The following is a 22,567-nucleotide window of genomic DNA, read 5'->3' as shown; positions in this document are numbered from 1 at the left end:
TCGTACCCGACGAGGCGGTGCACCACTTGCGTGCTGCGCTGCGTCCGGGGCAAGAAGACCGAATGCGCCGCTTTCTCAAGATCGTCCGCAATCTGGCCCTGCTGATCGTCGCAGGCCTCGTCGTTCTCGCCGGCGTGTTGGCGTACAATGTCGTCACGCGCGGCTCGCGGCAGGTGCAGGTCAGGGCGATCCCGCGCGTTACCGTCGATGCGCAAGCGGCTGCGCGGCGCCTGTCGGAAGCGATCCGCTTCCGGACCATCTCGAACTTCCTCAATCCGGAGCAGGACGCGGACGCGCTGCGCGGCCTTCAGGCTCATATCGCCGCGAATTTCCCGGCCTTCCACGCCGCCGCCAAGCGCGAGGTGATCGGCGGCTACAGCCTGCTTTACACCTGGGAAGGCACTGACCCGAGGGCACAGCCGATCGCGCTACTCGCGCATCAGGATGTGGTGCCGATCGCGCCGGGCACCGAGAAGGACTGGCAGCAGAAGCCGTTCGATGGCGCGGTGGCGGACGGCTACATCTGGGGCCGCGGCTCCTGGGACGACAAGGGTAATCTCTACTCGATGCTCGAGGCCGTCGAGCAGATGGCCAAAGACGGCTTCCGCCCGAAGCGAACGATCTATTTCGGCTTCGGCCACGACGAGGAAGTCTCGGGCACCCGCGGCGCCAGGCTGATCGCCGCCGCCCTTGCCGCGCGCGGCGTCAAACTCGACTTCGTGCTCGACGAGGGCCTGCTGATCACCGAAGGCATCATGAAGGGCCTCGACAAGCCGGCAGCGTTGATCGGCGTTGCCGAGAAGGGCTATTCGACGCTGGTGCTGACGGCACATACGGCGCCCGGGCACTCCTCGATGCCGCCGCGCGAGACCGCGATCGGGATGATGAGCGCCGCGCTGACGCGGCTGGAAGACCACCGGCTGCCGCCGCATGTCCGCGGCACGGTCGCCGAGATGTTCGACACGCTGGCGCCGGAGATGGGCGGCTTCAACCGCGTGGTGCTGTCGAACCTGTGGCTGTTCAAGCCGCTGCTGCTGCGCGAATTCGAGAAGAGCGGCCCGACCGAAGCGATGGTCCGCACCACCACGGCGCTGACCATCTTCAATGCCGGCGACAAGGACAATGTGCTGCCCGGGAATGCGGAAGCGACCGTCAATTTCCGCCTGCTGCCCGGCGATACCGAGGCCAGCGTCACCGATCACGTCCGCTCGACGATCGCCAATGACAAGATCTCGATCGCGACGTTCCCGGGCAATACCGACCCGCCGCCCGTGACGGGCACCGCGAGCCCGTCCTATGCGGCGCTGACGCGCTCGATCCGCGAAGTTTTTCCCGACGTGATCGTGGCCCCCGGCCTGATGATCGCGGCGACGGATTCCCGCCACTATGCCGGCCTCACCGACAACATCTTCCGCTTCTCGCCGGTGCGCGCCAATTCCGACGATCTCAAGCGATTCCACGGCACCAACGAGCGCCTCAGCGTCGAGGGCTATGCCGACATGATCCGGTTCTACCGGCGGCTGATCGAGAACACGGCGGGGTGAGGTGAATTACACCGCCGGCTTCGGTAGGCCCGCAATCGCACAGGCCGCGCGCAGCGTGTTCACCAGCAGGCAGGCGACCGTCATCTGGCCGACGCCACCCGGCACCGGTGTCACCGCGCCGGCAACGCCGAGTGCTTCCTGATAGGCGACATCGCCGACGAGACGGGTCTTGCCGTCATCCTTTGGAATCCGGTTGATGCCGACGTCGATCACGGTCGCACCGGGCTTCAGCCAGTCGCCGCGCACCATCTCAGGCTTGCCGACCGCGGCATAAACGAGATCGGCCTGCTTCACGAGCCCAGGCAAATCGCGCGAGCGCGAATGCGCGATCGTCACCGTGGCGTTCTCGTTCAGCAGCAATTGCACCAGCGGACGGCCGACCAGGTTGGAGCGGCCGATGACGATGGCGTTCATGCCTTCGAGCGAAGCATGCACGCTCTTGGTCAGGATGATGCAGCCGAGCGGCGTGCAGGGCGACAGCGCCTCGAAACCGCCGGCGAGCCGGCCGGCATTGTTGGGATGAAGGCCGTCGACGTCCTTGGCGGGATCGATCGCATTGATCACGGCCTCGGTGTTGAGACCCTTGGGCAACGGCAGCTGCACCAGAATGCCGTGCACGGCGGGATCGCGATTGAGTTTTGCCACGAGCGCGAGCAGATCTCCTTGCGACACGTCGGCCGGCAGCTTGTGCTCGAACGACGCCATGCCGGCGGCCTGGGTTTGGGTCTGCTTCGAGCGGACATAGACTTCGCTGGCGGGATCGTTGCCGACCAGGACAACGGCGAGGCCAGGCACCAGATTGTGCTCGCGCTTGACGCGGGCGGCTTCGTCGGCGACGCGGGCGCGAAGCTCCGCGGCAATGACTTTTCCATCGATGTTCTTGGCCGTCATGTCAGTTCCCTATGCCTGTGACCCGTCCGGCGCGAGCTGGCGCAACACCTCAGTGAGCCGTGCCGGATCACCCTCGATCGCAACCTGCTTCAGCCGCGACGTCGCCCCGGAGAGAAGACTCACGCTGGCCTTGGGCACGCCCAGCGATTTCGCCAGCAGCGCCAGCACCGCACGATTAGCTTCACCGCCATCGGCTACGGCCCGCACGCGCACCTTCAAGACATCACGTCCGTCCGAGAGTTGCTCGATCCCGTCGACGTCATCGCGGCCACCGCGCGGCGTCACCCGCAATGCAATGGTGACGCCTGTGGTGGAGGTCCGCCAAGGCGCCATCAGAACTCCATCGGCCTCAAGGCACGTTCGGATAAACGTACTCGGCGAGATAGAGCTGGATCAGCCACAGCACGAAGAACGCGACGATCGGAGAAAGATCGAGCCCGCCCATGCTGGGCAGTCGTCGCCGAATCGGGCCGAGCACCGGCTCTGTGATCCGATAAAGGAACTCCCAGACCGCGCCGACGAACTGGTTGCGGGTGTTCACGACGTTGAACGCGATCAACCAGGACAGGATTGCCGATGCGATCAGCAGGTAAATGTACAGATTGATGATCTGGATCAGGATGAAGACGATCGGGCGCATCAGCGAAACACTCTCTGAGCCTGTGCGATGGGACGGTCATGGCTAGATATCGGTTCCCCCCGACCCAAACAAGGGAAGTCGGCGCCCGGATGGCTAAAACCGGGTTACACCCGTCCTTGACTTGACCTTGCCGGGGACTTAAATGGCGCCCGGTTGTCGGCCGCGTTGACCAGAGCGGCCAGCAAAGGGGCCATAGCTCAGCTGGGAGAGCGCGTCGTTCGCAATGACGAGGTCGGCGGTTCGATCCCGCCTGGCTCCACCACGCTTCGCCCTACGGGCTCCGCGTGGCGCGGCCGCGCAGAGCCTGAAGGGTGAAGCGTGGTGTCCGGCGAAGCCCGCAGGGTGAAGACGGACGGTCTCCGGCAAATCCCCCTACTTCCCCGTAAACCTTGGTGGCCGTTTCTCCATAAAGCTTGCCACACCTTCCCGGAAATCGCTGCCGTTGAGCGCGACCAGCATCTCCCGGTTGGCCTCGATCGTGGCCTCGGCCAACGTCTGAAACGGCACCTCGTAGAGCTGGCGCTTGATCACGGCCATTGCGCTCGGCGAGACGAAATCGGCGAGGTCGCGCGCATAGGCATAGGTCTCCTCGCGCAGTTTTTCGGGCGGGCAAAGCCGGTTGACGAGTCCGATCCGCAACGCCTCGTCGCTTGCCACGCGCCGCGCCGAGAGCAGCAAATCCATCGCATTGGCGTGGCCGACGATACGCGGCAGCATCCAGCTGATGCCATGCTCGGCAATAAGTCCGCGCCGCGCAAAGGCGGTGGTGAACACCGTATTGTCGGCGGCAAAGCGCAGGTCGCAATAGAGCGCGTGGACGAGGCCGATGCCGGCGGTGGCGCCGTTGAGCATCGCGATCACCGGCTTGCCGATCGACGGATAGAAGCCGTAGCGCGTCTGCCAGTCCGGCCGGCGATTCATGTCGAAGGGCGGCAGGTTCGAGGCGCGCCTGATATCGTTGGGATCGAGCCCCTTCAGCGCATCCATGTCGGCGCCGGCGCAGAAGGCGCGGCCCGAGCCGGTGAGCACGATGACGTGGACATTGTCGTCTGCGCTCGATGCCTCCATCGCGTGGCGCACGTCGCGCTCCATGGTCGGCGTCCATGCATTCATGCGGTCGGGACGATTGAGCGTGATGGTCGCGATCTTGTCGCTCACCTCATAGAGAATGTGTTCGTAGGCCACGGCGCTCTCCCTTGTTTCTCGGCGCGTCTTCACACGCGCTCGTTGGCAGCGAGCCTAGCACATTCAGAGATGAAACAAGGGCTGCGTGCGGGAGTGGCGACGTTACTCTGCGGCTTGCGCCAGCACCGGTCGGCGCGCCAGCCAGCCGTCGATGAAATGATCGAGCCAGGCGCGTTCGGCGACATCATAGACGGCGCGGTCGGCAAAATGATGATGCCGCTCGCGTGCACCGGGCGCGGACAGGCCGTCATAGCCGCGCGTCGTCCAGCAATGCATCATCGCGTAGGTCACGTCGGGGTGAAACTGCACGCCAATGGCATTGCCCGTGCGGAATGCCTGGTTCGGAAAATCATCGCCTTCCGCAAGCAGTTCGGCACCGACCGGCAGCTCGAAACCTTCGCGATGCCAGTGATAGACCTGCGCCGGCCAGGCCGGGCACAGCGCATGTCCGGCAGCGGTCGGGCGGATCGGGTAATAGCCGATCTGGGTCAGCGCGTCGGCATGCGGCGCGACGCGGGCCCCGAGCTGCATTGCCAGCATCTGTGCACCAAGACAGATGCCGAGGAACGGCCGCTGCTCGCGGAGCGGAATTTCGATCCAGTCGATCTCGCGGCGGATGTAGCCGTCGGAATCGTTGGCGCTCATCGGCCCGCCGAAGACCACGGCACCGGCATGCTGCCCGAGCGTCTCGGGCAAGGAATCGCCGAAGCGGGGCCTGCGGATGTCGAGGCGATGGCCGAGCGCGCGGAGCGCATTGCCGACGCGGCCGGGCGTCGAGGATTCCTGATGCAGGACGATCAGAACCGGCAACGGGGCTTCGCCGGCGGAGGCGGTCGCGCCGGGCGCCCTCTTGCGGAAGGGCACCACCTCTGCACCACCAAGCCTGTCCGTCCGGAACGACATTGCCTTTCCAAATGCTATCGGTTCAGTCCGCCAGCATAGCTAAGCGAAGGTTAACATCGTGTGAGTTTGCGCACACACAACCGATATTGAAGCAAGCTCCGGGCCAGCTCGGATGCTTCGGGCTTTGTTCAGTGCCGCTGCCGCTGGAACCGACTGGTGGCGGACAGGATGAAGCCGCGCGGGAAGAAACGCAGCGCGAATGGCACAATCTTGATGCCGAGGCCGGGCAGCACTGCCCGCTTGTTGGCCATCAGGCCACGATAGGCCTGCCGCGCAACGTCCACGGCAGGAACGTTGAGAACGGCGGTGTCATGTCCGGCACCGACGCCGGCACGTGCCTGGAATTCGGTCTGCACCGGACCCGGGCAAAGTACGGTGACACGCACGCCGCGCGGCGCGAGCTCGGCGCGCAAGGCTTCGGTCAGTGAAATCACATAAGCCTTGGACGCGTAGTAGACGGCCATGCCGGGGCCGGGCAGAAAGCCGGCGACCGATCCAACATTGAGCAGACCGCCCCTGTTGCGGATGAGTTGATCGGCAAAGCGCAGCGACAGATCCGTCAGGGCACGGACGTTGACATCGACGATACCGACCTGGGCGACGCGATCGCATTCGATTGCATCGCCGAACACGCCGAACCCGGCATTATTGACGAGATAATCGAGCTCCACGCCTTCGGCCGCGAGCGCTGCCGCAATCTTTTCGCCGGCGTCCGCGTCCTGGAGATCGCAGGCGATCACGATCGGCTTCTTGCCGCCCTTGGTGCAAAGCTCGTTCGCAAGCGCCTCGAGCCGATCCGCCCGCCGCGCGGTCAGCGCAAGACGGTGGCCGTTGGCGGCGAAAACGCGCGCCAGCTCCGTGCCAATGCCCGCCGAGGCACCGGTAATCAGCGTCACCCGCTCAGTCACGATCGCAGTCTCTTAATTCAAGTTTTTTAGCTCATAACGATGGAACGAGAGCATAGGCCGCCTGCGACAAGCAAGCGTCGCTGGCAGCATGGCTGCCTGAGTGGGCAACAGGGAGCCAGAAAAACCGCGGATTTACAGAGAAAATCCGGAACCGGGAGGTCCAGCCGCTACATTAAAGTTTCGTCATGTGATCTGCACAACCGGCAATCATGCCGCGCGGCTCAGCCGCCGACGGCGCTGTCCTTCACTTCACCTTGCACCTGACCGCCGGCACGGTCCGCGACCGCATGCTTGAGGTCGATCCGGTCGCGCTGGGAAATGCCGAGCAGGTCGGAGGCGCGCCAGACGACATTGTCCTCGAACTCGGTGACCTGGCCATCGGCATAGACCAGCTCCCACATCATCTGGACGATACGCTTGCGGCCGGCTTCGTCGAGCGAGCGCATCATGACGCTGGTGAAATGATAAAGGTCGACGGCTTCGCCCTCGACCTGGGTGGCGTCCGCGATCAGCCGGTCCGCCGAGCCGCGATCGAGCCCGAAATGGCTTTCGATCAGACTGTGCAACTTGCGCTGCTCGGCCTCTGTCGGCTGGCCGTCCAGCGAGATCACGTGAACCAGTAGCGCGGTTGCCGCCAACCGATAATCGCTATCGCCAAAGGCGCGCCCCTCGGCATGAGGGGCCACAATCTCAGCGATGAATTGGCGCAGGCCGTCGAGCATGAAGTCCTACCGAAATCGATGAAGCCGCGGGAAGCGGCCGCTACGAGCCTTATATGAGCGGGAAACTCAACCGGCGCAACGTGCGTCAGTTCCGCGCGCTGCATTACGTTTCGGCAATATCTCGTCGTCATACCCTCGATGTCGCCCTGGCGAAAGCCAGGACCCATCGGGGAGACACCGTCAAAGCCTTACGGTATCTCGTACACCACCATCTTGTCGGCGATGCCGCGGAGCGCCGCCTGTTTCTGGATCGGTCTGATCTCGCGCTGCTTGAGGACTTCGGCGACCGCCGGCGCATCCAGCACCGGGCCGGTGATGTGGATCTCCTGCGCCGTCGACAGGCTCTGCACCCGCGCCGCGATGTTGACGGTCTGGCCGAAATAATCCTGCCGCTCGTTGAGCATCACCGCGAGACAGGGGCCTTCATGGATGCCGATCTTGACGATCAGATCGTCGGTGCCGCGCTGCTTGTTGAGCTCGTCCATCGCCGCGCGCATGCGCAGTCCTGCGACGATCGCGTGCTCGGGGCGCACGAAGGTCGCCATCACGGCATCGCCGATCGTCTTCACCACCGCGCCTTTTTCCGATGAGATGATCTCGAGCAACGCATGGAAATGCGCGCGCACGAGATCGAAGGCGGCAAGATCGCCGACGCGCTCGTAGAGCGCGGTCGAACCTTTGAGATCCGTGAACAGGAAGGTCAGCGAGGTGATCTGGAGCCGCTGGTCGAGGCTGAGATTGTCCGCCTTGAACACGTCGCGAAAGGTCTGGTTCGACAGCATCCGCTTGGCGGTGAGGAACGGCTTGCGCTGGCCGATGAGGTGATGAAGCGCTTCGGCCGCGATGAACACCGACGGCAGCACGCGCACGCCGGCCTGGTTCTCCAGCGACAGCCGCAACGGACCGGGGCGCATCGTCGTGGTCCCGGTCGGCGCCCGCACCTTGTTGTACATGATGGCAAGCTGCTGACGGTCCTTGGTCGGCTCGCCCTGCACGTCGATGAACTGGGCGGCGTGCGTCACCGGCTCGAAGATGATGATGAAGTCGTTCGGCAGTTGCAGCGACATGGTCGCCTTCTCGCCGGCCGGCAGCTCCATCGTGTCCAGCGTCACCTCATTGGCGAGCGTCGCAAACGACTCCTTGTTGAAATCGACGCCGGAGCTCCAGAACACCTGCTTGAAATACTCCCACACCGGAAGCGAGTCGGGATCGTGGGCCGCGATGCGCCGCACGCGCGGATTCACCGTGAAGGAGACCTCGACCTGGTCGTCGACGGAGGCCTTGTAGCCACAGGCGCACAGCGCGCAGTGATAGTCATCGGGCTTGAGCGCCTTCAGGGTCGAATGCGCGCCCAGCACGCCGCCACATCCCGGGCACAGCACGTTCCAGCCGAGATCGAACAGCCCGAGTCGCGCCGAATGCAGGAAGGCGGAGATCACGTGCTCCTCGTCGAGGCCGTGCTCCCTGGAGAAGTCGAGCACGTTGACGCGATTGAGCTCGTGATCTTCACCGTTCTCGATGAGATGCGCAATCGCGTCGACCACCTTTGGGTCGGCGGTCTGCTTCAGAACGGAAAACTGGGCCTGGATGTCGCTCATGGCGCAACTCCATCTCGGGTCGATCACGCCATCGGCCAGACGAATGCCTGTCACCGACGCGTGATGCGGAACATGGGTGAGTGGTCCGGTTGCGTCGTGATGACGCCGTACGGAATGACGGGGGTCGTATCGGCGAGCTCGACGCGGAATGCTCCGATCAGCCGGGCCAGCGCCAGCACCGACTCGGCTTGCGCGAACGGCGCTCCGATGCAGACGCGCGGACCGGCACCGAACGGCAGATACGCGAAGCGGTCGGGAGCCTCCTTCGACATGAAACGCTTGGGGATGAATGCGTTCGGCTGCTCCCACAGCTTCTCGTGCCGGTGCAGGAGCCATGGCGCGATAATGATGATGTCGCCCTTGCTGATCTCGACGCCCGCAGCATTGTCTTTCTCGCGCGCCGCACGCGCGATCAGGAAGGCGGATGGGTACAGCCGCATCGTCTCCTCGATCACCGCACGGGTGAATTTCTGGCGGTCGATGTCGGCGATGCTGTCGAGATGCTCACCCCGCGTCTCCACGGCAACTTCTTCCTGCGTCTCCGGATCGAGCGCGAGCAGATAGAGCGCCCAGAACAGCGCGGTCGCCGTGGTCTCGTGACCCGCGAGGATCATCGTTGCGACCTCGTCGATGAGCTGTTCATCGGAAAAGCCCTTGCCCGTTTCGGGATCGCGCGCCTCGTCCATGAGATCGAACAGGTCGCTCGGCGGCGCGCCGTCCTTCTTGCCCACGGCACGGCGCTCGGCGATCAGCATTGCGACGAATTCGGTCCAGCGCTTGCGGAAGCGCGCGCGGGCACGATCCATGGGCGTCGGCCAGGTCACCGGCAGCACCATGTCGAGGAAATAGGGCCGCGCGAGCCGCTCGCCATATTCCATCACGAAATTGCGCAAGGTCGGGCCATGCTTGTCCATGCCGAACGAGAACATGGTGCGGCCGGCGATCTCGAGCGTCATGCGCTGCATGATCTCGCGCAGATCGACCGGCGCACCCGTTTGGGCGTCGAGCTTGGCAATGGTCTCGTCAAGCACCGCCGTCATGTGCGGGACGAGGTTTGCGGTGGCGCGCGGCGTGAACGCCGGGGCCAGCGTACGCCGCTGAAACGTCCAGGAGTGGCCCTCGGCGATCAGGAGACCATCGCCGAGCACGGGCCGCAGCATGCGGATGCCCGCCGGCGTGCGCGCGTAGTTCTCGTAATTGCTGAGCAGGACATGCCGGATCGCGTCCGGCCGGTTGAGGATAAAGCTCCTGCGCAGGACGAAGCGGCCCTGGACGATATCCTCTTCATAGGCGCGCTGCCCCCAGGTCGCGATCATGTTCTGCCTGATCACCGCGAGCCGGGCGAAGAACGACATGTCGTCCGGCGCGCGCGGCGGGGTCGGAGGGACGATGGGCCGACGCACGCTGGCGATGTTCATGGCTCGCTCCCGCAGATCAGACGTCCCTCAACAGCTAGTAAGTCAGCTCGGCAACCGCAATCCTGTTCTCGGAAGCAGGCCAGATCCTTGCCACAATTCGTTCTTCGTTGAACTGGGCCACGATCATACGACCGACCTCGCTGGCCGGGAAGCGCAAGGTTGATGCCGACACCGCAGGCACGCCCGGTGTGACGTCGGCGGGCTCCTTGCCGTCGAACAGAACGATGTCGCGCGGCAGGCCGAAATAGCCGCGCGGGCGCGACATGATCACGACGGCGCCGGCATCCTTCTCGTCCGGTGCGAACGGGCGCGCGGCGCGCAAATGCACGACGTTGGAGGAGCGCGGGAAGGGCGAGCGATAGAAATGTGTCGTCGGCGCGTCCGGCGTGGTCAGGACGATCTCGATCGGCGAGGTCGCCTCGACCTCGGCCGGTCCCCAGCGGCCGTCAGCCGCCGTCGTCCAGCGGTACACCACATCGCCCCTGCGCTCGCCGCTGTTGCGATCGACGTGGAATAGCTCGACTGTCGCCCCCGCCACCGGAATGTTGGTGGGCATGCCGCCCGGCGTGCCCGTGACCAATCCGCTGAGGCGAACGCTCCGCTCCGGCTTGATTGTGATCAGCGCGGGCTCGCGGCCCGCGATGAACTTGTAGATTTCGCGGAAAGCGCGTGGATGAAACGCCGTCTCGCGATGATCGAGCGCGCCGAGCTTGAGATTGGTGGCGCCGTTCAGCACCGCGCTGTCGGGGGTGACACCGGTCGGTGCATCGGGCGTGCCGGATTGGGCAAATTTGTCTATCCCGTCGCTGCGCAGGGTGAGGAACGCCACGCCTGGCGTCACCTCGCTGTCGCCTGCGTTCAAGCCGCTCAGGAAGGGTCCACGGCCGTTGAATTCGCTGTTGAGCCGGGTATCCAACGCGAACACGCCGTGATTGGGCGTACCGCACAGAACGACGTGGCTGACATCATAGACGTTGCCGTTCTTGACGGCGTTGCGAATCGTGTAGCCGCCACGCGAGCTGCCGACCAACGCGACGCGCTGAGCGCCCGTGCGGTGCTTCAGCTCGGTGATGGCCGCCGCAAGCTCGCGGCGCTGGTCCTCGGTCGAAGAACAATTGGCTTGCGCGACCGTGTTATCGTCGCGCGCCGTGGGGTTGGTGAAATTGATCGCCGTCATGCGGTCGCGCGCGATGCCGTTGGATTCCATTCGCCACATGGTCGTCATCCAGACCGCGTCATAATCGCCATTGCCGTGGACGAACAGGATTGGCGGCACGTCGTAGCCTTTTTCCGCCGACGGCGATTGCGCCAGTGCAGCGGTCCGGAAGCTCGCAACCGCGAAAGGCAGGCTACCCGCCCCTAGCAGGATCGTCCGTCGTGACAGCGTCATCTGCTCCTCCCCGGCAAAACCATGTCTTTGCACCGCTTATAGCGGCCTAACCACTGGACAGCGAAGGACTTTCGCGGGCATCACTGAAGCTGCCGGAATCATTCAAGCCATTTCTGCCAGACGACTTGGAAGGGGATATGACCGAGCAGACGAACCGCCAGAGACGTTCCGCCGACGGCATCACGGCACCGCTGCGATACACCGTGTTTCGGCGCATCTGGCTCGCCAGCCTGCTCTCCAATCTCGGCCTCCTGATCCAGGGTGTCGGCGCGGCCTGGGCGATGACGCAGATGGCGGCCTCCGCCGACAAGGTGGCGCTGGTGCAGACCGCATTGATGCTGCCGATCATGCTGATCTCGATGCCGGCCGGCGCTATTGCCGACATGTATGACCGCCGCATCGTGACCCTGGTCGCACTCTCGATCGCGTTGACCGGCGCGACCGCGCTCACGATCCTGGCCGGGCTCAAGCTGATCGCCCCGGAGACGCTGCTCGCCTTCTGCTTCGTCGTCGGCAGCGGCAACGCGCTGTTCGGTCCTGCCTGGCAGTCCTCGGTCAGTGAGCAGGTGCCGCCGGACGCACTGCCGTCTGCGGTGGCGCTCAACGGCATCAGCTACAACATTGCGCGCAGCTTCGGTCCAGCGGTCGGCGGCGTCATTGTCGCCTCGCTCGGCGCGGTGGCGGCGTTCGCCTGCAACGCGATCCTCTATCTGCCGCTGCTGGTGGTGCTGCTGCTGTGGCGGCGCACCACCGAACCATCCCGGCTGCCGCGGGAAAAACTCAACCGCGCGATGGTCTCGGGCTTCCGCTACATCACCAATTCGCCGCCGATCAAGATCGTGCTGTTGCGTACGCTGGTGATGGGCCTGATCGGCGGCGCCGTGATGGCACTGATGCCGCTGGTCGCGCGCGACCTGCTACATGGCGGCGCGCAGACCTACGGCATCATGCTCGGCGCCTTCGGCATGGGCGCGGTCGTCGGAGCGCTCAACATCCACGAACTACGCAAGCGTATGAGCGGCGAGGCGGCGATCCGCGCCTGCACCGTCTCGATGGCGTTCGCGATGGCGGCGCTTGGGCTCTCCACCGAACCCGTGCTGACCGCAGCCGCGCTGGTGCTGGCCGGCGCGGTCTGGATGGCCGCGGTGGCGCTGTTCAATATCGGCGTACAGCTCTCGGCACCGCGCTGGGTCGCGGGACGATCGCTCGCAGCGTTCCAGGCCTCGATTTCCGGCGGCATCGCGATCGGCGCCTGGGGCTGGGGCCATCTCACTGACTATGCCGGTGTCGAGGTTGCGCTGCTGGTTGCGGCAGGCCTGATGCTGGTCTCGCCGCTGCTGGGGATCTGGCTTGCGATGCCGCGCGTCGGCGCCCGCAACGAGGACGCCGAGGTGCTGGCCGATCCGGAAGTGAAGCTGTCGCTGACCGGGCGCAGCGGACCGCTGGTGGTGGAGATCGAATACCGCGTCGCCCAGGAGAACGCGCGCGCCTTCCACAATGTGATGCAGGACGTGCAGCTCTCGAGGCAGCGCAACGGCGCCTATGGCTGGTCGATCGCGCGCGACATCGCCGATCCTGAATTGTGGACCGAGCGCTATCACTGCCCGACCTGGTTCGACTACCTCCGTCAGCGCAATCGCGCGACCCAGTCGGAACGCGCGCTGCATCAGGAAGCGATCGCCTTCCACATCGGCCCCGAGCCGGTGCGGATCCGCCGCATGCTGGAGCGGCCGTTCGGCTCAGTGCGCTCGAAGGAAGAGACGCCGGACCGCGCCAGCGCCGAAGTGCTGCCGGTGGTTGCGACCGCTGCGGGGAGCAGCGTCAGACACTAGCCCTACTGCCCGTGATCCGTCAGCACCTTGTCGCAGGCCTTGCTCAATCGCGCGCGGTTTTGCTTCAGGCAGGCGAGCACGGCGCCATCGCCGTTGTTCATGACGGCGCGGCAATGACGCGTGACGTCACGCGCACAGGCATCCTGGCCGGGTTGCTGCTGCGCCGACGCGCCGGCTGTGCACAGAACCAAAGGAATGATGAAAAGAAATCTGCTCATCGCCTAATGCCTCTTACCCGGAAGAATGTGCGCGCGAAGCTAGAGCGGCGATAAAGGAGCCGCAACGGCTTTATTGTTGGGAGGACCTGATAGGAGACTTGCTCCGCCGGACGGCCCCGGCCTGACGCCGGGGCACATCGCGCGGGAGCTTTTGGGGGAATGCAACGTTCGTTGTGTTGCGCGCGCTTATCGGTTGTTCTGGGCGTTCACGACCTTGCCTGAGGCACCGCCGAGGTCCTGTTCCACCGCAGCGCGGCAGCCCGAGCTCAGCTCGGACTTACGCTTCATCATGCACGCCGTGGTCCTCTGGACGTTGGGAATCTCCGACGAGCAGAGGCGGAAGGCGTCGCTGTAGCACGCCTGCTTCACTTGCTCGGAGAAGGCGAAGCTCGAGCTGGTCGAGATGATCGAGACAATGGCGGCAAAGCCCAGAGCCAGGCTGGTGTCGCGGACCTTGGCAGAGAAAGACTTGGTCATGTGAAGCTCCCATTGGCGCCGCCCAAGCGGGGCCCGTTGTCGATGGGAGCGACCATGCCCCAGCAGAATCGCTTCTACTGTGATGACCATCACAGGCCGCACCCCGATTGTGACACCGGTCACTTTGGCGCACCTGCCTGAAATTCCTCCGGAACCGCTGTCGTGTTGGTGTCACGTTAACTGTTCCTTCGCATTAATGGCTCGGCACGCGGGGCAATCCGCTGGTTTGTTTGCGTATTTGGAAAGAGTAGCGATGCGTAATGCGTTGGGCCTGATGCTGGCCAGTGTGATTGCGGCGATCGTGATCGCCGGAGGTTGGTACTTTTATTCCTCGCGCGCCGACCAGGGCGCCCCCCAGACAACAGCCGCCCGTGCCGCCGATCCGCTGCCGGCGAAACTTTCCGCCAAGGACGATGTCGATACCACTGCGGCGATCGCAAGCAAGCCCGCCGCACCTGCCGCGCCCCCGGCGCCCGCGCCGGCTGCGATCCCAGTGCAGCAGAAATCGACCTGCACCAATCCGAACGCACTCGGCGTCTCCCGCGTGGTCGAGATCGACACCACGGGCGGTCCGGGCTTCGGCTTCGAGCATTTCAAGCAGTTCGACTTCCTCACCGACAAGGAGGTCGTGCTGACCTTCGACGACGGTCCGTGGCCGGTCAACACGCCCGCCGTGCTGAAGGCGCTCGCGGATGAATGCACCAAGGGCCTGTTCTTCTCGGTCGGCAAGCATGCGACCTATCATCCGGAGATCCTGCGCCAGGTGCTGGCCCAGGGCCACACGGTCGGAGCGCACACCTGGTCGCACGTCAATCTCAACAGCAAGAAGATGACGGAGCAGCAGGCTAAGGACGAAGTCGAATTGGGCTTTTCCGCGGTGAAATTCGCGCTCGGCACTAACCCGGCGCCGTTCTTCCGCTTCCCGCAGCTTCAGCACAATCCGGCGATCGTGTCCTATTTCGGCACCCGCAACGTCGCGATGTTCTCGACCGATCTCGATTCCTTCGACTTCAGGAAGGGCGCAACGCCGGACAAGATCGTCAACAATGTGATGACCAGGCTCGACAAGCTCGGCAAGGGCATCATCCTGATGCACGACTTCCAGAAGCACACCGGCGAAGCACTGCCGACCCTGCTCGCGCGCCTGAAGGCCGGCGGCTACAAGGTCGTGCAGATCAAGGCCAAGACCACCTTCCAGACGCTTCCGGAATATGACGAAGCGTTGATGAAGGAGTTGAAGGTGCCGACCTCAAGCGCGCGTCCGATCGGAAGCGTGGTGCAGACGGTGTCGCAATAAGCGCGATCGGAACGAACCTCGTGGGTTTGATGGTCGGGCATCTGCCCGGCCATTTTGTGTTCTGGCGACGAATAGCTGCTTACCAATAGAAGCCGTAGCGATGCAGTTCGGCGACGAACCGGGCTTCGGTCCAATAGTGCTTGTGCTTCGGCTTATAGGCGTAGACCTTCGGCAAGGCATAGGTCTTCGCGGTGGACTTCGGCGCCGGCCGTGCCGTGATGGGTGCTGACGGCTTCGTGGTCGCAGTCGTCGTCGTGCTCGCCGCGGTGGGCGCCGTATTCGAAACCGCCGGTGGACCATCGATATTTTTCGGAGCGGTGGAAATTTCGCTCACCTGTGCGGCCGCGGGTGTGGTGGCCGTCGTCGGTTGCGGAGCGGCGGCCTTTTCGTTGGCGGGGGCCATCGAGAGGCTGCGTGGTCCGCCGGCCTGGGCAGATGCAGAGACCAGAACCATGGCGGCAACCAGAATGATCTTGCGCATGTGAACTCTCCCGGTGCTTGCGTGACCGGGACAGTAGGGAAGGTGCGCGCCACACGATGTGATGCAGATCACGCAGCTTAGCGCGACCTCGAACGCGTACGGCCTCCGCGCCCACCACCAGAGTTACCCGAAATGCGCGCGCTGATTTCTGCCGGATGCGCCAGCCAGGACATCGTCGTGATGGGATCAATCAAGGCGCTGGTGCCGCAAGAGGGATTCGAACCCCCGACCCCGTCATTACGAATGACGTGCTCTACCGACTGAGCTATTGCGGCGAACCCTGACGGGACCCGGCGATGCCGGCTCCGATACGCGCGCTCGTGATATCGGGCACGGCCGGAATTGGCAAGGACAAGCGGGCCGCGAAATGCGGCTCACCCGCCCCAGCGGGACCAGAATCCGCGCCAGCCGCCGGCCTGGACCTTTGGCGTGCCGATTTGTTCCGTAAATTCATCGCTCGGACCGTCATCGTCGATGCCGGGATCATCCGGCGCGCGCACGATCGGGATGACGTCAGGGATCGCGGCTGGCGCGGGCTTGCCCAGATCGGCGCGGGTCCGGAACACCGGCGTTGCCGCCACCGGCGATGATTCGGCGGGCTCAGGGGCCGGTTTGACCGGCTCCACGGGCAAGTTGGCCGACTCCTCTTCCTTGGCCGCCGGGGGTGCGTTGTCCTGCGCGGCCGGGGTTGGGACCGGAGCCGGCGTTATAACGACGGGTTCCGCGGGGCTTTCGCTCGGCGCCGCGGTCACCCGCTTCGGCGGTGGGGCGGCAAGCATGGCTTCCTCGAAGGCCGACGATTCGATCGTGGGGCCCTTGTCGGAAGGCAGGCTCGCAACCGGCGTCTGCCACTGGAAGGCGTCGAGCCGCCCGGTGACCGGGGAGACCGGACGCCAGCGGTCGCTGACATAGCCGTCCGCGGTCCAGGCCGGATCGTGGCGGGCGCGCACCGCGCGCAGGGTCCAGGCGCGGGCCCGGCCGCCGTCGCCATGCTCGGCGCGCTCGAGCTCGGCCATCAAGAGCGCAACGCGCTGGGTCGGATCGTTGACATAAGGCGCCAGCACCTCGCGTGCGCGGGCGAACTCGGAGGCATCGATCGCGGCGCGCGCAAGCGCGAGCTGGCCTTCGACGTGACCGGTCTTGTCCGCAGGCGTCTTCGCCGCGAGCGTCTCGACCCGCTGCAAGCGCTGCCGCGCGGAATCGCCGAGCTTCACATGCGCATAGGCATCCGCAAGATCGGGATGCGGGTTGGCGAGCCAGGCGGCCTCGACCAGCTTCATGGCGCGGCGCACCTGATGCGCCTCGCTCTCGAACTTCGCGGCGAGCACGGCGGCCGGCACCAGGGTCGGCGCGAGCTTGACTGCCTCCATCACGCTCTCGCGCGCGACATCGCGGTCCATAGTCTCGAGCTCGAGCGCGCGCGCCGTGAGCAGCACGCCGCGCTGGCGGCGATAGGCCTGCTTGTCGATCAAGCCGGCGGACAAATTCGAATCGAGGATCGCAAGCGCGCCGCTCCAGTCGCCGCGCGCGCAGCGGAAGCCGAGCACCGCATGCGAGGCCCAGGTCGAGGACGGCGACAGCTTGATCGCCTCCTCCGCGATCATGACCGCGCCGACTGCATCGTCTGCGCGCTGCGCCTCGATGAACAGGCCGCGCAGGCCGAGCAGCCGCGTATCCTCGCGCTCGGCCATGGCGCGGAAGGCGCGCTGCGCCTCGTCGCGATTGCCGTCGAGCTGGGCGGACTGCGCGTGCAGCAGCAGCGCAAGCGGATCGTTCGGCGCATGGCGCCGCGCCGCTTCGGCGTGCCGGCGGGCGAGCGCCGTGTCGCCGTGGCCGATCGCAAGCAGGCCGTGGGTGATGGCGTGGCGGCCGCGCGCATGACGCTTCTCGCGGCTGCGGCGGCGCATGCGGCCTGGCATCCGCCAGATCACGGTCAGGATGCTCCAGAACAAGACAATCGCGACGGCGAAGATGCCGAGGATGAGCACGAACACCGGAATGCTCGGTGAGGCGCGCCAGCCTCCCCAGGTCATCACGACATTGCCGGGCTGATCGGCCACCCAGGCCGCGCCGGCGCCTGCGAGCGCAATCAGAACGAGGAAGAGGACGATGCGAAGCATGGCGATCCCTATACGCGCAGATTGTTGCGCGAATCTTATTGAGCAGGCTTGGCGAGACCGGCCATGGCGTCATCGGCGAATTTGCGGGAGGCCGCGAGCGCGGCATCGCGGGCATCGGCCTTGTCGAGCCAGGCCTTTGCGGGCACGCGATCGGCCTCCGGCAGCATCTTCAGCTCGCGCCGCGCCTCCACGAAATCGTTGCGCAACGCCGCAGCCGTGACCCGCGCGACGATGGCGCCGCGGTCGTTGCCGACCCCGTCGGTGCGCTCGATGCGGACAAGCTTCGAGGCCCCGGCCTGAAGCCGCTCGACGATGCTGTTCCCACCGGTCTGCGTGTCCGCCGGTGGCGATAATTTCGGTACGATGTTGAGAAGCTCACGACTGAGCGCGACCGGCGTCGGGATGCCGGTGGACGCGAACAGATCGAGCGGTTCAAGCAGCTTCGACGCGTCAGGCTTGGCCGCAAGCTGCCGCGCGGCGACGAGCTGCGCTTGATAGGGATCGTTATGGCGCACGGCAACGTCGAGCAAAGTGGCGGCAACCACATAGCGCAACGGCTTGTCGTCCATCACCTTGGCATCGGCGATCTTCTCGCCCTGCTGCGCGAGCTCGGCGCGGGCGGTCGTGCTGGCGCGCTCGAGCTGGGCGATGCGGTCGCTGAGCGCGGCAATGTCGGACGATGCGGCTGCGTCGCGCGGCGCAGATTTCGAGTCGTTCAAGGCGCTCGCGGTCTTGTCGGACTGTGCGCGCAGACTGGCGATGTCGCTGCGCAGGGTGCTGGCAGATTTCTCCAACGCATCGAGCCGCGCCACTATCGCCGGATCGGCGACAGGCTTGCCGGCCTTGGCTTCGACCGCGGCGACGCGTCCGCCTAGCGCGTCGACGGTCGCGCTCGTCACTTGCGGCGGCGCCGGTGGCGCCTGCACCGCGGGCCAGCCCAGCATCCAGCCGACCCCGATCACGACCGCTGCTGCGACGGCGCCGGAAAACGGTGCAACGACCCAGGGCGATACGGCGGCGGCCGCCGCGGCGGCTTGCGCCTCGACATGCTCCGGCTCGACCTTGGCTTCCTCAGCCTTGGCTTCCTCAACTCTGGCTTCTTCGGCATTGGCCTGCTCGGCCGCAGGCTGGGCCTCCGGCGCGCCGGCCGTCTCCTGCGGCTGGGTGGAGACTTCGGTCGCCTCGAGGTCGATGGTGGGCGGGGTGCGCTTGGCGCGGCCGAGCTCGGGGGCCAATCCTGCGTCTTCCGGCTTGTCGTCGGCCATCGTGACGGTTCCTCACACTTTCGTAACTTGCGCAGGCCCTTGGACGGACCCGATCTGGTCGGATTCGGCACGTCCTCTTACGCCAAACGGGTCCGCAAAGCACGCTCCAAGGTCTCGAACAAGGCATTTTCGTCCGGCGTGGCGGCAACCGCGACCTGGGCAGCGCCGGCCTCGCGCAGCACGCCGGCAACCGTCTCGGACAGACAGCATTGTGGGATCGCCAGCGCCGAGATCTCGACGCCTTCGTCCCGCGCCGCCTCCAGAAAGGCCCGCGCGCTGCGCCGGGAGTAATGCAGCACCGCCCGTATGCCGTGGGCGGCAAAGCCCTCACAGACCTCGCGCGGCAGGTGCTTGACCGGCGCCATGCGATAGGTCGTCTGCGTCACCACGCTGAAGCCTTCGGCGCCAAGCTCGCCGCCGAGATCGCGCGACAGATCCGCGCCCGCGAGATAAAGCAGCGTGCTTTTCTTTTTCACCAATCTGTCGCGGGCGCCCTCCATCACCTTGTCGCGCAGGGAGGCGGCGTCGCCGCCGGCAACGATGACCTCGGCAAAGCCGGCATCGCGCGCAGCATCGGCAGTATGCTCGCCGACCGCAAACAGCGGCAGCTTCAAAAGATCGAGGTCGGCGAGCAGCGGCGCGACGGCACGGATCGCGTTGGCCGATGTGACGATGATGGCGCCATAGCCGGCCTCGCTCTCGTCATGGAAGGCCACCGGCTCGAACTTGAGCACCGGCGCAAGCAGCGGCACAAGTCCCCGCGCGCGCAAAGCTTCCGCCGTCGCCTCATTGTCGGGATGCGGCCGTGTGACAAGAATGGACATCGCTCGTGTTCCCAGACCGCGAGGCATTAGCGCTTTCGCGAGGACGATTTGCGCACGGCAATTGCGCTAGGCGACCCCGGAATGCTACCGGACGTACCAGAACTCTGCTTTCCGGATGAGCGCAAGGGCGCAAATTGGATAACAATTCGCCAATGCTGGTACTCGGCATCGAAACCACCTGCGACGAGACCGCCGCGGCGGTGATCGAACGCGCGCCTGACGGACGCGGCAGGATCCTGTCCAATATCGTGCGGTCGCAAATCGAGGAGCATGCCCGTTTCGGCGGCGTGGTGCCGGAGATCGCCGCACGCGCCCATGTCGACCTGCTCGACGGCATCGTCGACCGCGCCATGCACGAGGCCGGCGTCGGCTTTGCCGAGCTCAATGGAGTCGCGGCGGCCGCGGGGCCGGGCTTGATCGGCGGCGTCATCGTCGGGCTGACCACCGCGAAGGCGATCGCGATGGTGCATGACACGCCGCTGGTGGCGGTCAATCATCTCGAGGCGCATGCGTTGACGCCGCGTCTCACCGACGGCATCGAATTTCCGTACTGCCTGTTCCTCGCCTCCGGCGGCCATACCCAGATCGTCGCGGTCACCGGCGTCGGCCAATATGTGCGGCTCGGCACCACCGTCGACGACGCGATCGGCGAGGCCTTCGACAAGGTCGCGAAGATGCTGGGCCTGCCCTATCCCGGCGGCCCGCAAGTCGAGCGCGCCGCGGCCGACGGCGATGCCGCGCGCTTTGCCTTCCCGCGACCGATGCAGGGGCGCCCCGACGCCAACTTTTCCCTTTCCGGATTGAAGACGGCGGTGCGAAATGAAGCCAGCCGGCTCCTCGAAATCACGCCGCAAGACATCAGCGATCTCTGCGCGAGCTTTCAGGCCGCCGTCATGGATTCGACGGCCGACCGGCTGAGCGTTGGTCTGAAGCTTTTCGGCGAGCAGTTCGGCGCGCCCCAGGCGCTGGTCGCGGCTGGCGGCGTCGCCGCCAACCAGGCGATTCGCGGTGCGTTGCATGACGTGGCGCGGCAAGCCGGGACGCAACTGATCATGCCGCCGCCGTCGCTCTGCACGGACAATGGCGCGATGATCGCATGGGCCGGAGCCGAACGCCTCGCGCTCGGCCTGACCGACACGATGGAAGCCCAGCCCCGCGCGCGCTGGCTGCTCGACGCCAACGCCACGGCGCCGGCGGGCTACGGCAACACGCGGGCGGGATTTTAGCGATGACCGCGTTTCAATCCGTTGCGGTGATCGGCGCCGGTGCCTGGGGCACGGCGCTGGCGACGGTGGCGGCGCGCGCCGGGCGCGAAGTGACGCTGTGGGCGCGCAACGCCGAGCATGCTGCACGGATCGCTTCCTCCCGCGATAATCCGCGGCTGCCCGGCGTACAGCTGGCGCCGGAGATTGTCGTGACCAGCGAGCTCGCACTTGCCGCGCGCGCGGACATGCTGCTGATTGCGACGCCGGCGCAGCATCTGCGCGGCGCGGTCAATATGCTGGCCTCGCACATCACAAAGCCAGTGCCCGTCATCGCCTGCGCCAAGGGCATCGAGCACGGCACGCACAAATTCATGACCGATGTGATCGCCGAGGCCGCGCCGCACGCGCAGCCGGCGATCCTGTCAGGGCCGAGCTTTGCCGATGACGTCGCGCGCGGCCAGCCGACAGCGGTCACGCTGGCGGCAAAGGACGACGCGCTGGCGAGCCAGCTGGTGCAGGCGCTGGGCTCGCCGACCTTCCGGCCCTATCACTCCACCGATATCCGCGGCGTCGAGATCGGCGGCGCGGCCAAGAACGTGCTGGCGATCGCGGTCGGCATCGCGGTCGGGCGCAAGCTCGGCGCCTCGGCACAGGCCGCGCTCACCACCCGCGGCTTTGCCGAGCTGACGCGCCTCGGCCGCGCGCTCGGCGCGCGCGGCGAAACGCTCACCGGCCTGTCCGGCCTCGGCGATCTGATCCTGACCTGCGCGAGCCCGCAGTCGCGCAATTTTGCGCTCGGACTCGCCCTCGGTCGCGGCGAGCAGCCGCCGGCCGGCAAACTTGCCGAAGGCGAGTTCACCGCGCCGGTGCTGATCGAGCTCGCCGCTTCGCAGAGCATCGAGATGCCGGTATCGGAAGCGGTCGCTTCGATCCTGAGCGGCCGAAGCACGATCGACGCCGCGATCTCGGGGCTTCTGACGCGGCCCTTCAAGGCAGAGGAATGACATCTTCTCGTCATGCCCGCGCTTGTCGCAGGCATCCACGTCTTGATATTGAACTGATGGCAGAACGTGGATGGCCGGGACAGGCCCGGCCATGACGAACGGATAGGGCGCGCGATGAACTACTGGCTGGTGAAATCCGAACCGTCGGTGTGGTCCTGGGACCAGCAGGTCGAGAAGGGCGCCAAGGGCGAGGCCTGGACCGGCGTGCGCAATTTCACTGCGCGCCAGAACCTCGTGAACATGAAGAAGGGCGACAAGGCGTTCTTCTATCATTCCAACGAGGGCAAGGAGATCGTCGGCATCGCGGAAGTGATCAAGGAAGCGTATCCGGATCCGACCGACAAGACCGGAAAATTCGTCTGCGTCGACATCAAGGCCGACAAGCCCTTGAAGACGCCGGTGACGATGGCTGCGGTCAAGGCCGAGAAGAAGCTCGCCGAGATGGCGCTGGTGAAATATTCGCGCCTGTCGGTGCAGCCGGTGACGGCGGAGGAGTGGAAGCTCGTCTGCAAGATGGGCGGGATGTAGCCAGCCACGAATTGTAGGGTGGGCAAAGCGCAGCGTGCCCACCAATCAAGACGATGCTCGTCGTGAGATGGTGGGCACGGCGCGCGAAGTGCACGCCTTTGCCCACCCTACGAACTG

At 65.6% G+C, this 22,567-nt stretch carries 22 protein-coding genes and 2 tRNA genes; 7 read left to right on the top strand and 17 right to left on the bottom strand.

What is annotated here, in order from left to right; genetic code table 11:
• Positions 1-62 precede the first annotated feature (62 nt).
• The gene (locus IC761_RS01430; RefSeq protein ID WP_195801543.1) at positions 63-1,544 is read left to right on the top strand and encodes a M20 family peptidase; all 1,482 of its coding nucleotides are present in this window, start codon (positions 63-65) and stop codon (positions 1,542-1,544) included.
• Positions 1,545-1,550: 6 nt separating this feature from the next.
• On the opposite strand, the gene folD is transcribed toward IC761_RS01430, so the two are convergent.
• From folD to IC761_RS01415, 3 genes are read right to left on the bottom strand one after another with little or no spacing between them, the layout of a single operon-like run.
• Entirely contained in the window at positions 1,551-2,435 is an 885-nt protein-coding gene (gene folD / locus IC761_RS01425; RefSeq protein WP_195801542.1) for a bifunctional methylenetetrahydrofolate dehydrogenase/methenyltetrahydrofolate cyclohydrolase FolD, read from the bottom strand.
• A gap of 9 nt (positions 2,436-2,444) precedes the next feature.
• Positions 2,445-2,768, bottom strand: a complete 324-nt coding sequence (locus IC761_RS01420) for a DUF167 domain-containing protein (protein WP_195801541.1) — start codon at positions 2,766-2,768, stop codon at positions 2,445-2,447.
• Positions 2,769-2,784: 16 nt separating this feature from the next.
• Positions 2,785-3,075 (bottom strand): YggT family protein, encoded by a 291-nt coding sequence (locus IC761_RS01415; protein ID WP_195801540.1) that lies wholly within the window; start codon positions 3,073-3,075, stop codon positions 2,785-2,787.
• A gap of 186 nt (positions 3,076-3,261) precedes the next feature.
• Here IC761_RS01415 and IC761_RS01410 point away from each other — a divergent pair.
• Positions 3,262-3,337: transfer RNA gene (locus IC761_RS01410), tRNA-Ala, on the top strand.
• 110 nt (positions 3,338-3,447) lie between these two features.
• Here IC761_RS01410 and IC761_RS01405 read toward each other — a convergent pair.
• The 7 genes from IC761_RS01405 to IC761_RS01375 all read right to left on the bottom strand — a co-directional run bounded on the left by IC761_RS01405 (position 3,448) and on the right by IC761_RS01375 (position 11,199).
• The gene (locus IC761_RS01405; RefSeq protein ID WP_195801539.1) at positions 3,448-4,260 is read right to left on the bottom strand and encodes an enoyl-CoA hydratase; all 813 of its coding nucleotides are present in this window, start codon (positions 4,258-4,260) and stop codon (positions 3,448-3,450) included.
• Positions 4,261-4,362: 102 nt separating this feature from the next.
• Positions 4,363-5,163, bottom strand: coding sequence for a glutamine amidotransferase (locus tag IC761_RS01400; RefSeq protein WP_195801538.1), 801 nt, complete (start codon positions 5,161-5,163; stop codon positions 4,363-4,365).
• A gap of 128 nt (positions 5,164-5,291) precedes the next feature.
• Positions 5,292-6,071 (bottom strand): SDR family NAD(P)-dependent oxidoreductase, encoded by a 780-nt coding sequence (locus tag IC761_RS01395; RefSeq protein WP_195801537.1) that lies wholly within the window; start codon positions 6,069-6,071, stop codon positions 5,292-5,294.
• Between the two features lie 221 nt (positions 6,072-6,292).
• The gene (locus IC761_RS01390; RefSeq protein ID WP_195801536.1) at positions 6,293-6,793 is read right to left on the bottom strand and encodes a tellurite resistance TerB family protein; all 501 of its coding nucleotides are present in this window, start codon (positions 6,791-6,793) and stop codon (positions 6,293-6,295) included.
• 188 nt (positions 6,794-6,981) lie between these two features.
• Positions 6,982-8,391 (bottom strand): adenylate/guanylate cyclase domain-containing protein, encoded by a 1,410-nt coding sequence (locus tag IC761_RS01385; RefSeq protein WP_195801535.1) that lies wholly within the window; start codon positions 8,389-8,391, stop codon positions 6,982-6,984.
• Positions 8,392-8,441: 50 nt separating this feature from the next.
• A complete protein-coding gene (locus IC761_RS01380; RefSeq protein ID WP_195801534.1) occupies positions 8,442-9,809 on the bottom strand; it encodes a cytochrome P450 in 1,368 nt (455 codons plus the stop codon).
• A gap of 34 nt (positions 9,810-9,843) precedes the next feature.
• Positions 9,844-11,199 (bottom strand): hydrolase, encoded by a 1,356-nt coding sequence (locus IC761_RS01375; protein WP_195801533.1) that lies wholly within the window; start codon positions 11,197-11,199, stop codon positions 9,844-9,846.
• Between the two features lie 137 nt (positions 11,200-11,336).
• Here IC761_RS01375 and IC761_RS01370 point away from each other — a divergent pair, with 137 nt between their 5' ends.
• A complete protein-coding gene (locus tag IC761_RS01370) occupies positions 11,337-13,031 on the top strand; it encodes an MFS transporter (protein ID WP_195801532.1) in 1,695 nt (564 codons plus the stop codon).
• 2 nt (positions 13,032-13,033) lie between these two features.
• On the opposite strand, the gene IC761_RS01365 is transcribed toward IC761_RS01370, so the two are convergent.
• Together IC761_RS01365 and IC761_RS01360 are read right to left on the bottom strand one after the other, a co-directional pair.
• Entirely contained in the window at positions 13,034-13,249 is a 216-nt protein-coding gene (locus IC761_RS01365) for a cysteine rich repeat-containing protein (protein ID WP_195801531.1), read from the bottom strand.
• A gap of 186 nt (positions 13,250-13,435) precedes the next feature.
• Complete coding sequence (locus tag IC761_RS01360; RefSeq protein ID WP_195801530.1) at positions 13,436-13,726, bottom strand: hypothetical protein; 291 nt, start codon at positions 13,724-13,726, stop codon at positions 13,436-13,438.
• A 253-nt stretch (positions 13,727-13,979) separates the two neighbouring features.
• Here IC761_RS01360 and IC761_RS01355 point away from each other — a divergent pair, with 253 nt between their 5' ends.
• Positions 13,980-15,023: a polysaccharide deacetylase family protein gene (locus IC761_RS01355; RefSeq protein WP_195801529.1), complete on the top strand. Its 1,044-nt coding sequence runs from the start codon at positions 13,980-13,982 to the stop codon at positions 15,021-15,023.
• Positions 15,024-15,102: 79 nt separating this feature from the next.
• Here the strand turns inward: IC761_RS01355 and IC761_RS01350 are convergent, their stop codons facing one another.
• The 5 genes from IC761_RS01350 to IC761_RS01330 form a co-directional block, all read right to left on the bottom strand.
• Positions 15,103-15,504 carry a hypothetical protein gene (locus tag IC761_RS01350; protein ID WP_195801528.1) on the bottom strand — a complete coding sequence of 134 codons (402 nt, stop codon included), beginning with the start codon at positions 15,502-15,504 and terminating at the stop codon, positions 15,103-15,105.
• Between the two features lie 199 nt (positions 15,505-15,703).
• Positions 15,704-15,779: transfer RNA gene (locus tag IC761_RS01345), tRNA-Thr, on the bottom strand.
• A 99-nt stretch (positions 15,780-15,878) separates the two neighbouring features.
• Positions 15,879-17,624, bottom strand: a complete 1,746-nt coding sequence (locus tag IC761_RS01340; RefSeq protein ID WP_195801527.1) for a heme biosynthesis protein HemY — start codon at positions 17,622-17,624, stop codon at positions 15,879-15,881.
• A 35-nt stretch (positions 17,625-17,659) separates the two neighbouring features.
• The gene (locus IC761_RS01335; protein ID WP_195801526.1) at positions 17,660-18,889 is read right to left on the bottom strand and encodes a COG4223 family protein; all 1,230 of its coding nucleotides are present in this window, start codon (positions 18,887-18,889) and stop codon (positions 17,660-17,662) included.
• A 77-nt stretch (positions 18,890-18,966) separates the two neighbouring features.
• Complete coding sequence (locus IC761_RS01330; protein WP_195801525.1) at positions 18,967-19,713, bottom strand: uroporphyrinogen-III synthase; 747 nt, start codon at positions 19,711-19,713, stop codon at positions 18,967-18,969.
• Positions 19,714-19,865: 152 nt separating this feature from the next.
• On the opposite strand from IC761_RS01330, the gene tsaD reads away from it, so the two are divergent.
• The 3 genes from tsaD to IC761_RS01315 all read left to right on the top strand — a co-directional run bounded on the left by tsaD (position 19,866) and on the right by IC761_RS01315 (position 22,450).
• Positions 19,866-20,939, top strand: coding sequence for a tRNA (adenosine(37)-N6)-threonylcarbamoyltransferase complex transferase subunit TsaD (gene tsaD, locus IC761_RS01325; protein ID WP_195801524.1), 1,074 nt, complete (start codon positions 19,866-19,868; stop codon positions 20,937-20,939).
• 2 nt (positions 20,940-20,941) lie between these two features.
• Positions 20,942-21,922 (top strand): NAD(P)H-dependent glycerol-3-phosphate dehydrogenase, encoded by a 981-nt coding sequence (locus tag IC761_RS01320; protein WP_195801523.1) that lies wholly within the window; start codon positions 20,942-20,944, stop codon positions 21,920-21,922.
• A 114-nt stretch (positions 21,923-22,036) separates the two neighbouring features.
• Positions 22,037-22,450, top strand: coding sequence for an EVE domain-containing protein (locus tag IC761_RS01315; RefSeq protein ID WP_195801522.1), 414 nt, complete (start codon positions 22,037-22,039; stop codon positions 22,448-22,450).
• Positions 22,451-22,567: the final 117 nt, after the last annotated feature.

Source organism: Bradyrhizobium commune (assembly GCF_015624505.1).
GTDB lineage: Bacteria > Pseudomonadota > Alphaproteobacteria > Rhizobiales > Xanthobacteraceae > Bradyrhizobium > Bradyrhizobium commune.
Note: the sequence above shows the minus strand (reverse complement) of the source record. Positions and strands in the feature narration are given on the sequence as shown.

Coding starts and splice junctions, on each gene's coding strand:
- IC761_RS01390 (WP_195801536.1), bottom strand. CDS start 6,793: ATGCTCGACGGCCTGCGCCAATTCATCGCTGAGATTGTGGCCCCTCAT.
- IC761_RS01385 (WP_195801535.1), bottom strand. CDS start 8,391: ATGAGCGACATCCAGGCCCAGTTTTCCGTTCTGAAGCAGACCGCCGAC.
- IC761_RS01430 (WP_195801543.1), top strand. CDS start 63: ATGCGCCGCTTTCTCAAGATCGTCCGCAATCTGGCCCTGCTGATCGTC.
- IC761_RS01360 (WP_195801530.1), bottom strand. CDS start 13,726: ATGACCAAGTCTTTCTCTGCCAAGGTCCGCGACACCAGCCTGGCTCTG.
- IC761_RS01330 (WP_195801525.1), bottom strand. CDS start 19,713: ATGTCCATTCTTGTCACACGGCCGCATCCCGACAATGAGGCGACGGCG.
- IC761_RS01365 (WP_195801531.1), bottom strand. CDS start 13,249: ATGAGCAGATTTCTTTTCATCATTCCTTTGGTTCTGTGCACAGCCGGC.
- tsaD (WP_195801524.1), top strand. CDS start 19,866: ATGCTGGTACTCGGCATCGAAACCACCTGCGACGAGACCGCCGCGGCG.
- IC761_RS01340 (WP_195801527.1), bottom strand. CDS start 17,624: ATGCTTCGCATCGTCCTCTTCCTCGTTCTGATTGCGCTCGCAGGCGCC.
- IC761_RS01355 (WP_195801529.1), top strand. CDS start 13,980: ATGCGTAATGCGTTGGGCCTGATGCTGGCCAGTGTGATTGCGGCGATC.
- IC761_RS01370 (WP_195801532.1), top strand. CDS start 11,337: ATGACCGAGCAGACGAACCGCCAGAGACGTTCCGCCGACGGCATCACG.
- IC761_RS01320 (WP_195801523.1), top strand. CDS start 20,942: ATGACCGCGTTTCAATCCGTTGCGGTGATCGGCGCCGGTGCCTGGGGC.
- IC761_RS01375 (WP_195801533.1), bottom strand. CDS start 11,199: ATGACGCTGTCACGACGGACGATCCTGCTAGGGGCGGGTAGCCTGCCT.
- IC761_RS01350 (WP_195801528.1), bottom strand. CDS start 15,504: ATGCGCAAGATCATTCTGGTTGCCGCCATGGTTCTGGTCTCTGCATCT.
- IC761_RS01400 (WP_195801538.1), bottom strand. CDS start 5,163: ATGTCGTTCCGGACGGACAGGCTTGGTGGTGCAGAGGTGGTGCCCTTC.
- IC761_RS01315 (WP_195801522.1), top strand. CDS start 22,037: ATGAACTACTGGCTGGTGAAATCCGAACCGTCGGTGTGGTCCTGGGAC.
- folD (WP_195801542.1), bottom strand. CDS start 2,435: ATGACGGCCAAGAACATCGATGGAAAAGTCATTGCCGCGGAGCTTCGC.
- IC761_RS01420 (WP_195801541.1), bottom strand. CDS start 2,768: ATGGCGCCTTGGCGGACCTCCACCACAGGCGTCACCATTGCATTGCGG.
- IC761_RS01415 (WP_195801540.1), bottom strand. CDS start 3,075: ATGCGCCCGATCGTCTTCATCCTGATCCAGATCATCAATCTGTACATT.
- IC761_RS01380 (WP_195801534.1), bottom strand. CDS start 9,809: ATGAACATCGCCAGCGTGCGTCGGCCCATCGTCCCTCCGACCCCGCCG.
- IC761_RS01335 (WP_195801526.1), bottom strand. CDS start 18,889: ATGGCCGACGACAAGCCGGAAGACGCAGGATTGGCCCCCGAGCTCGGC.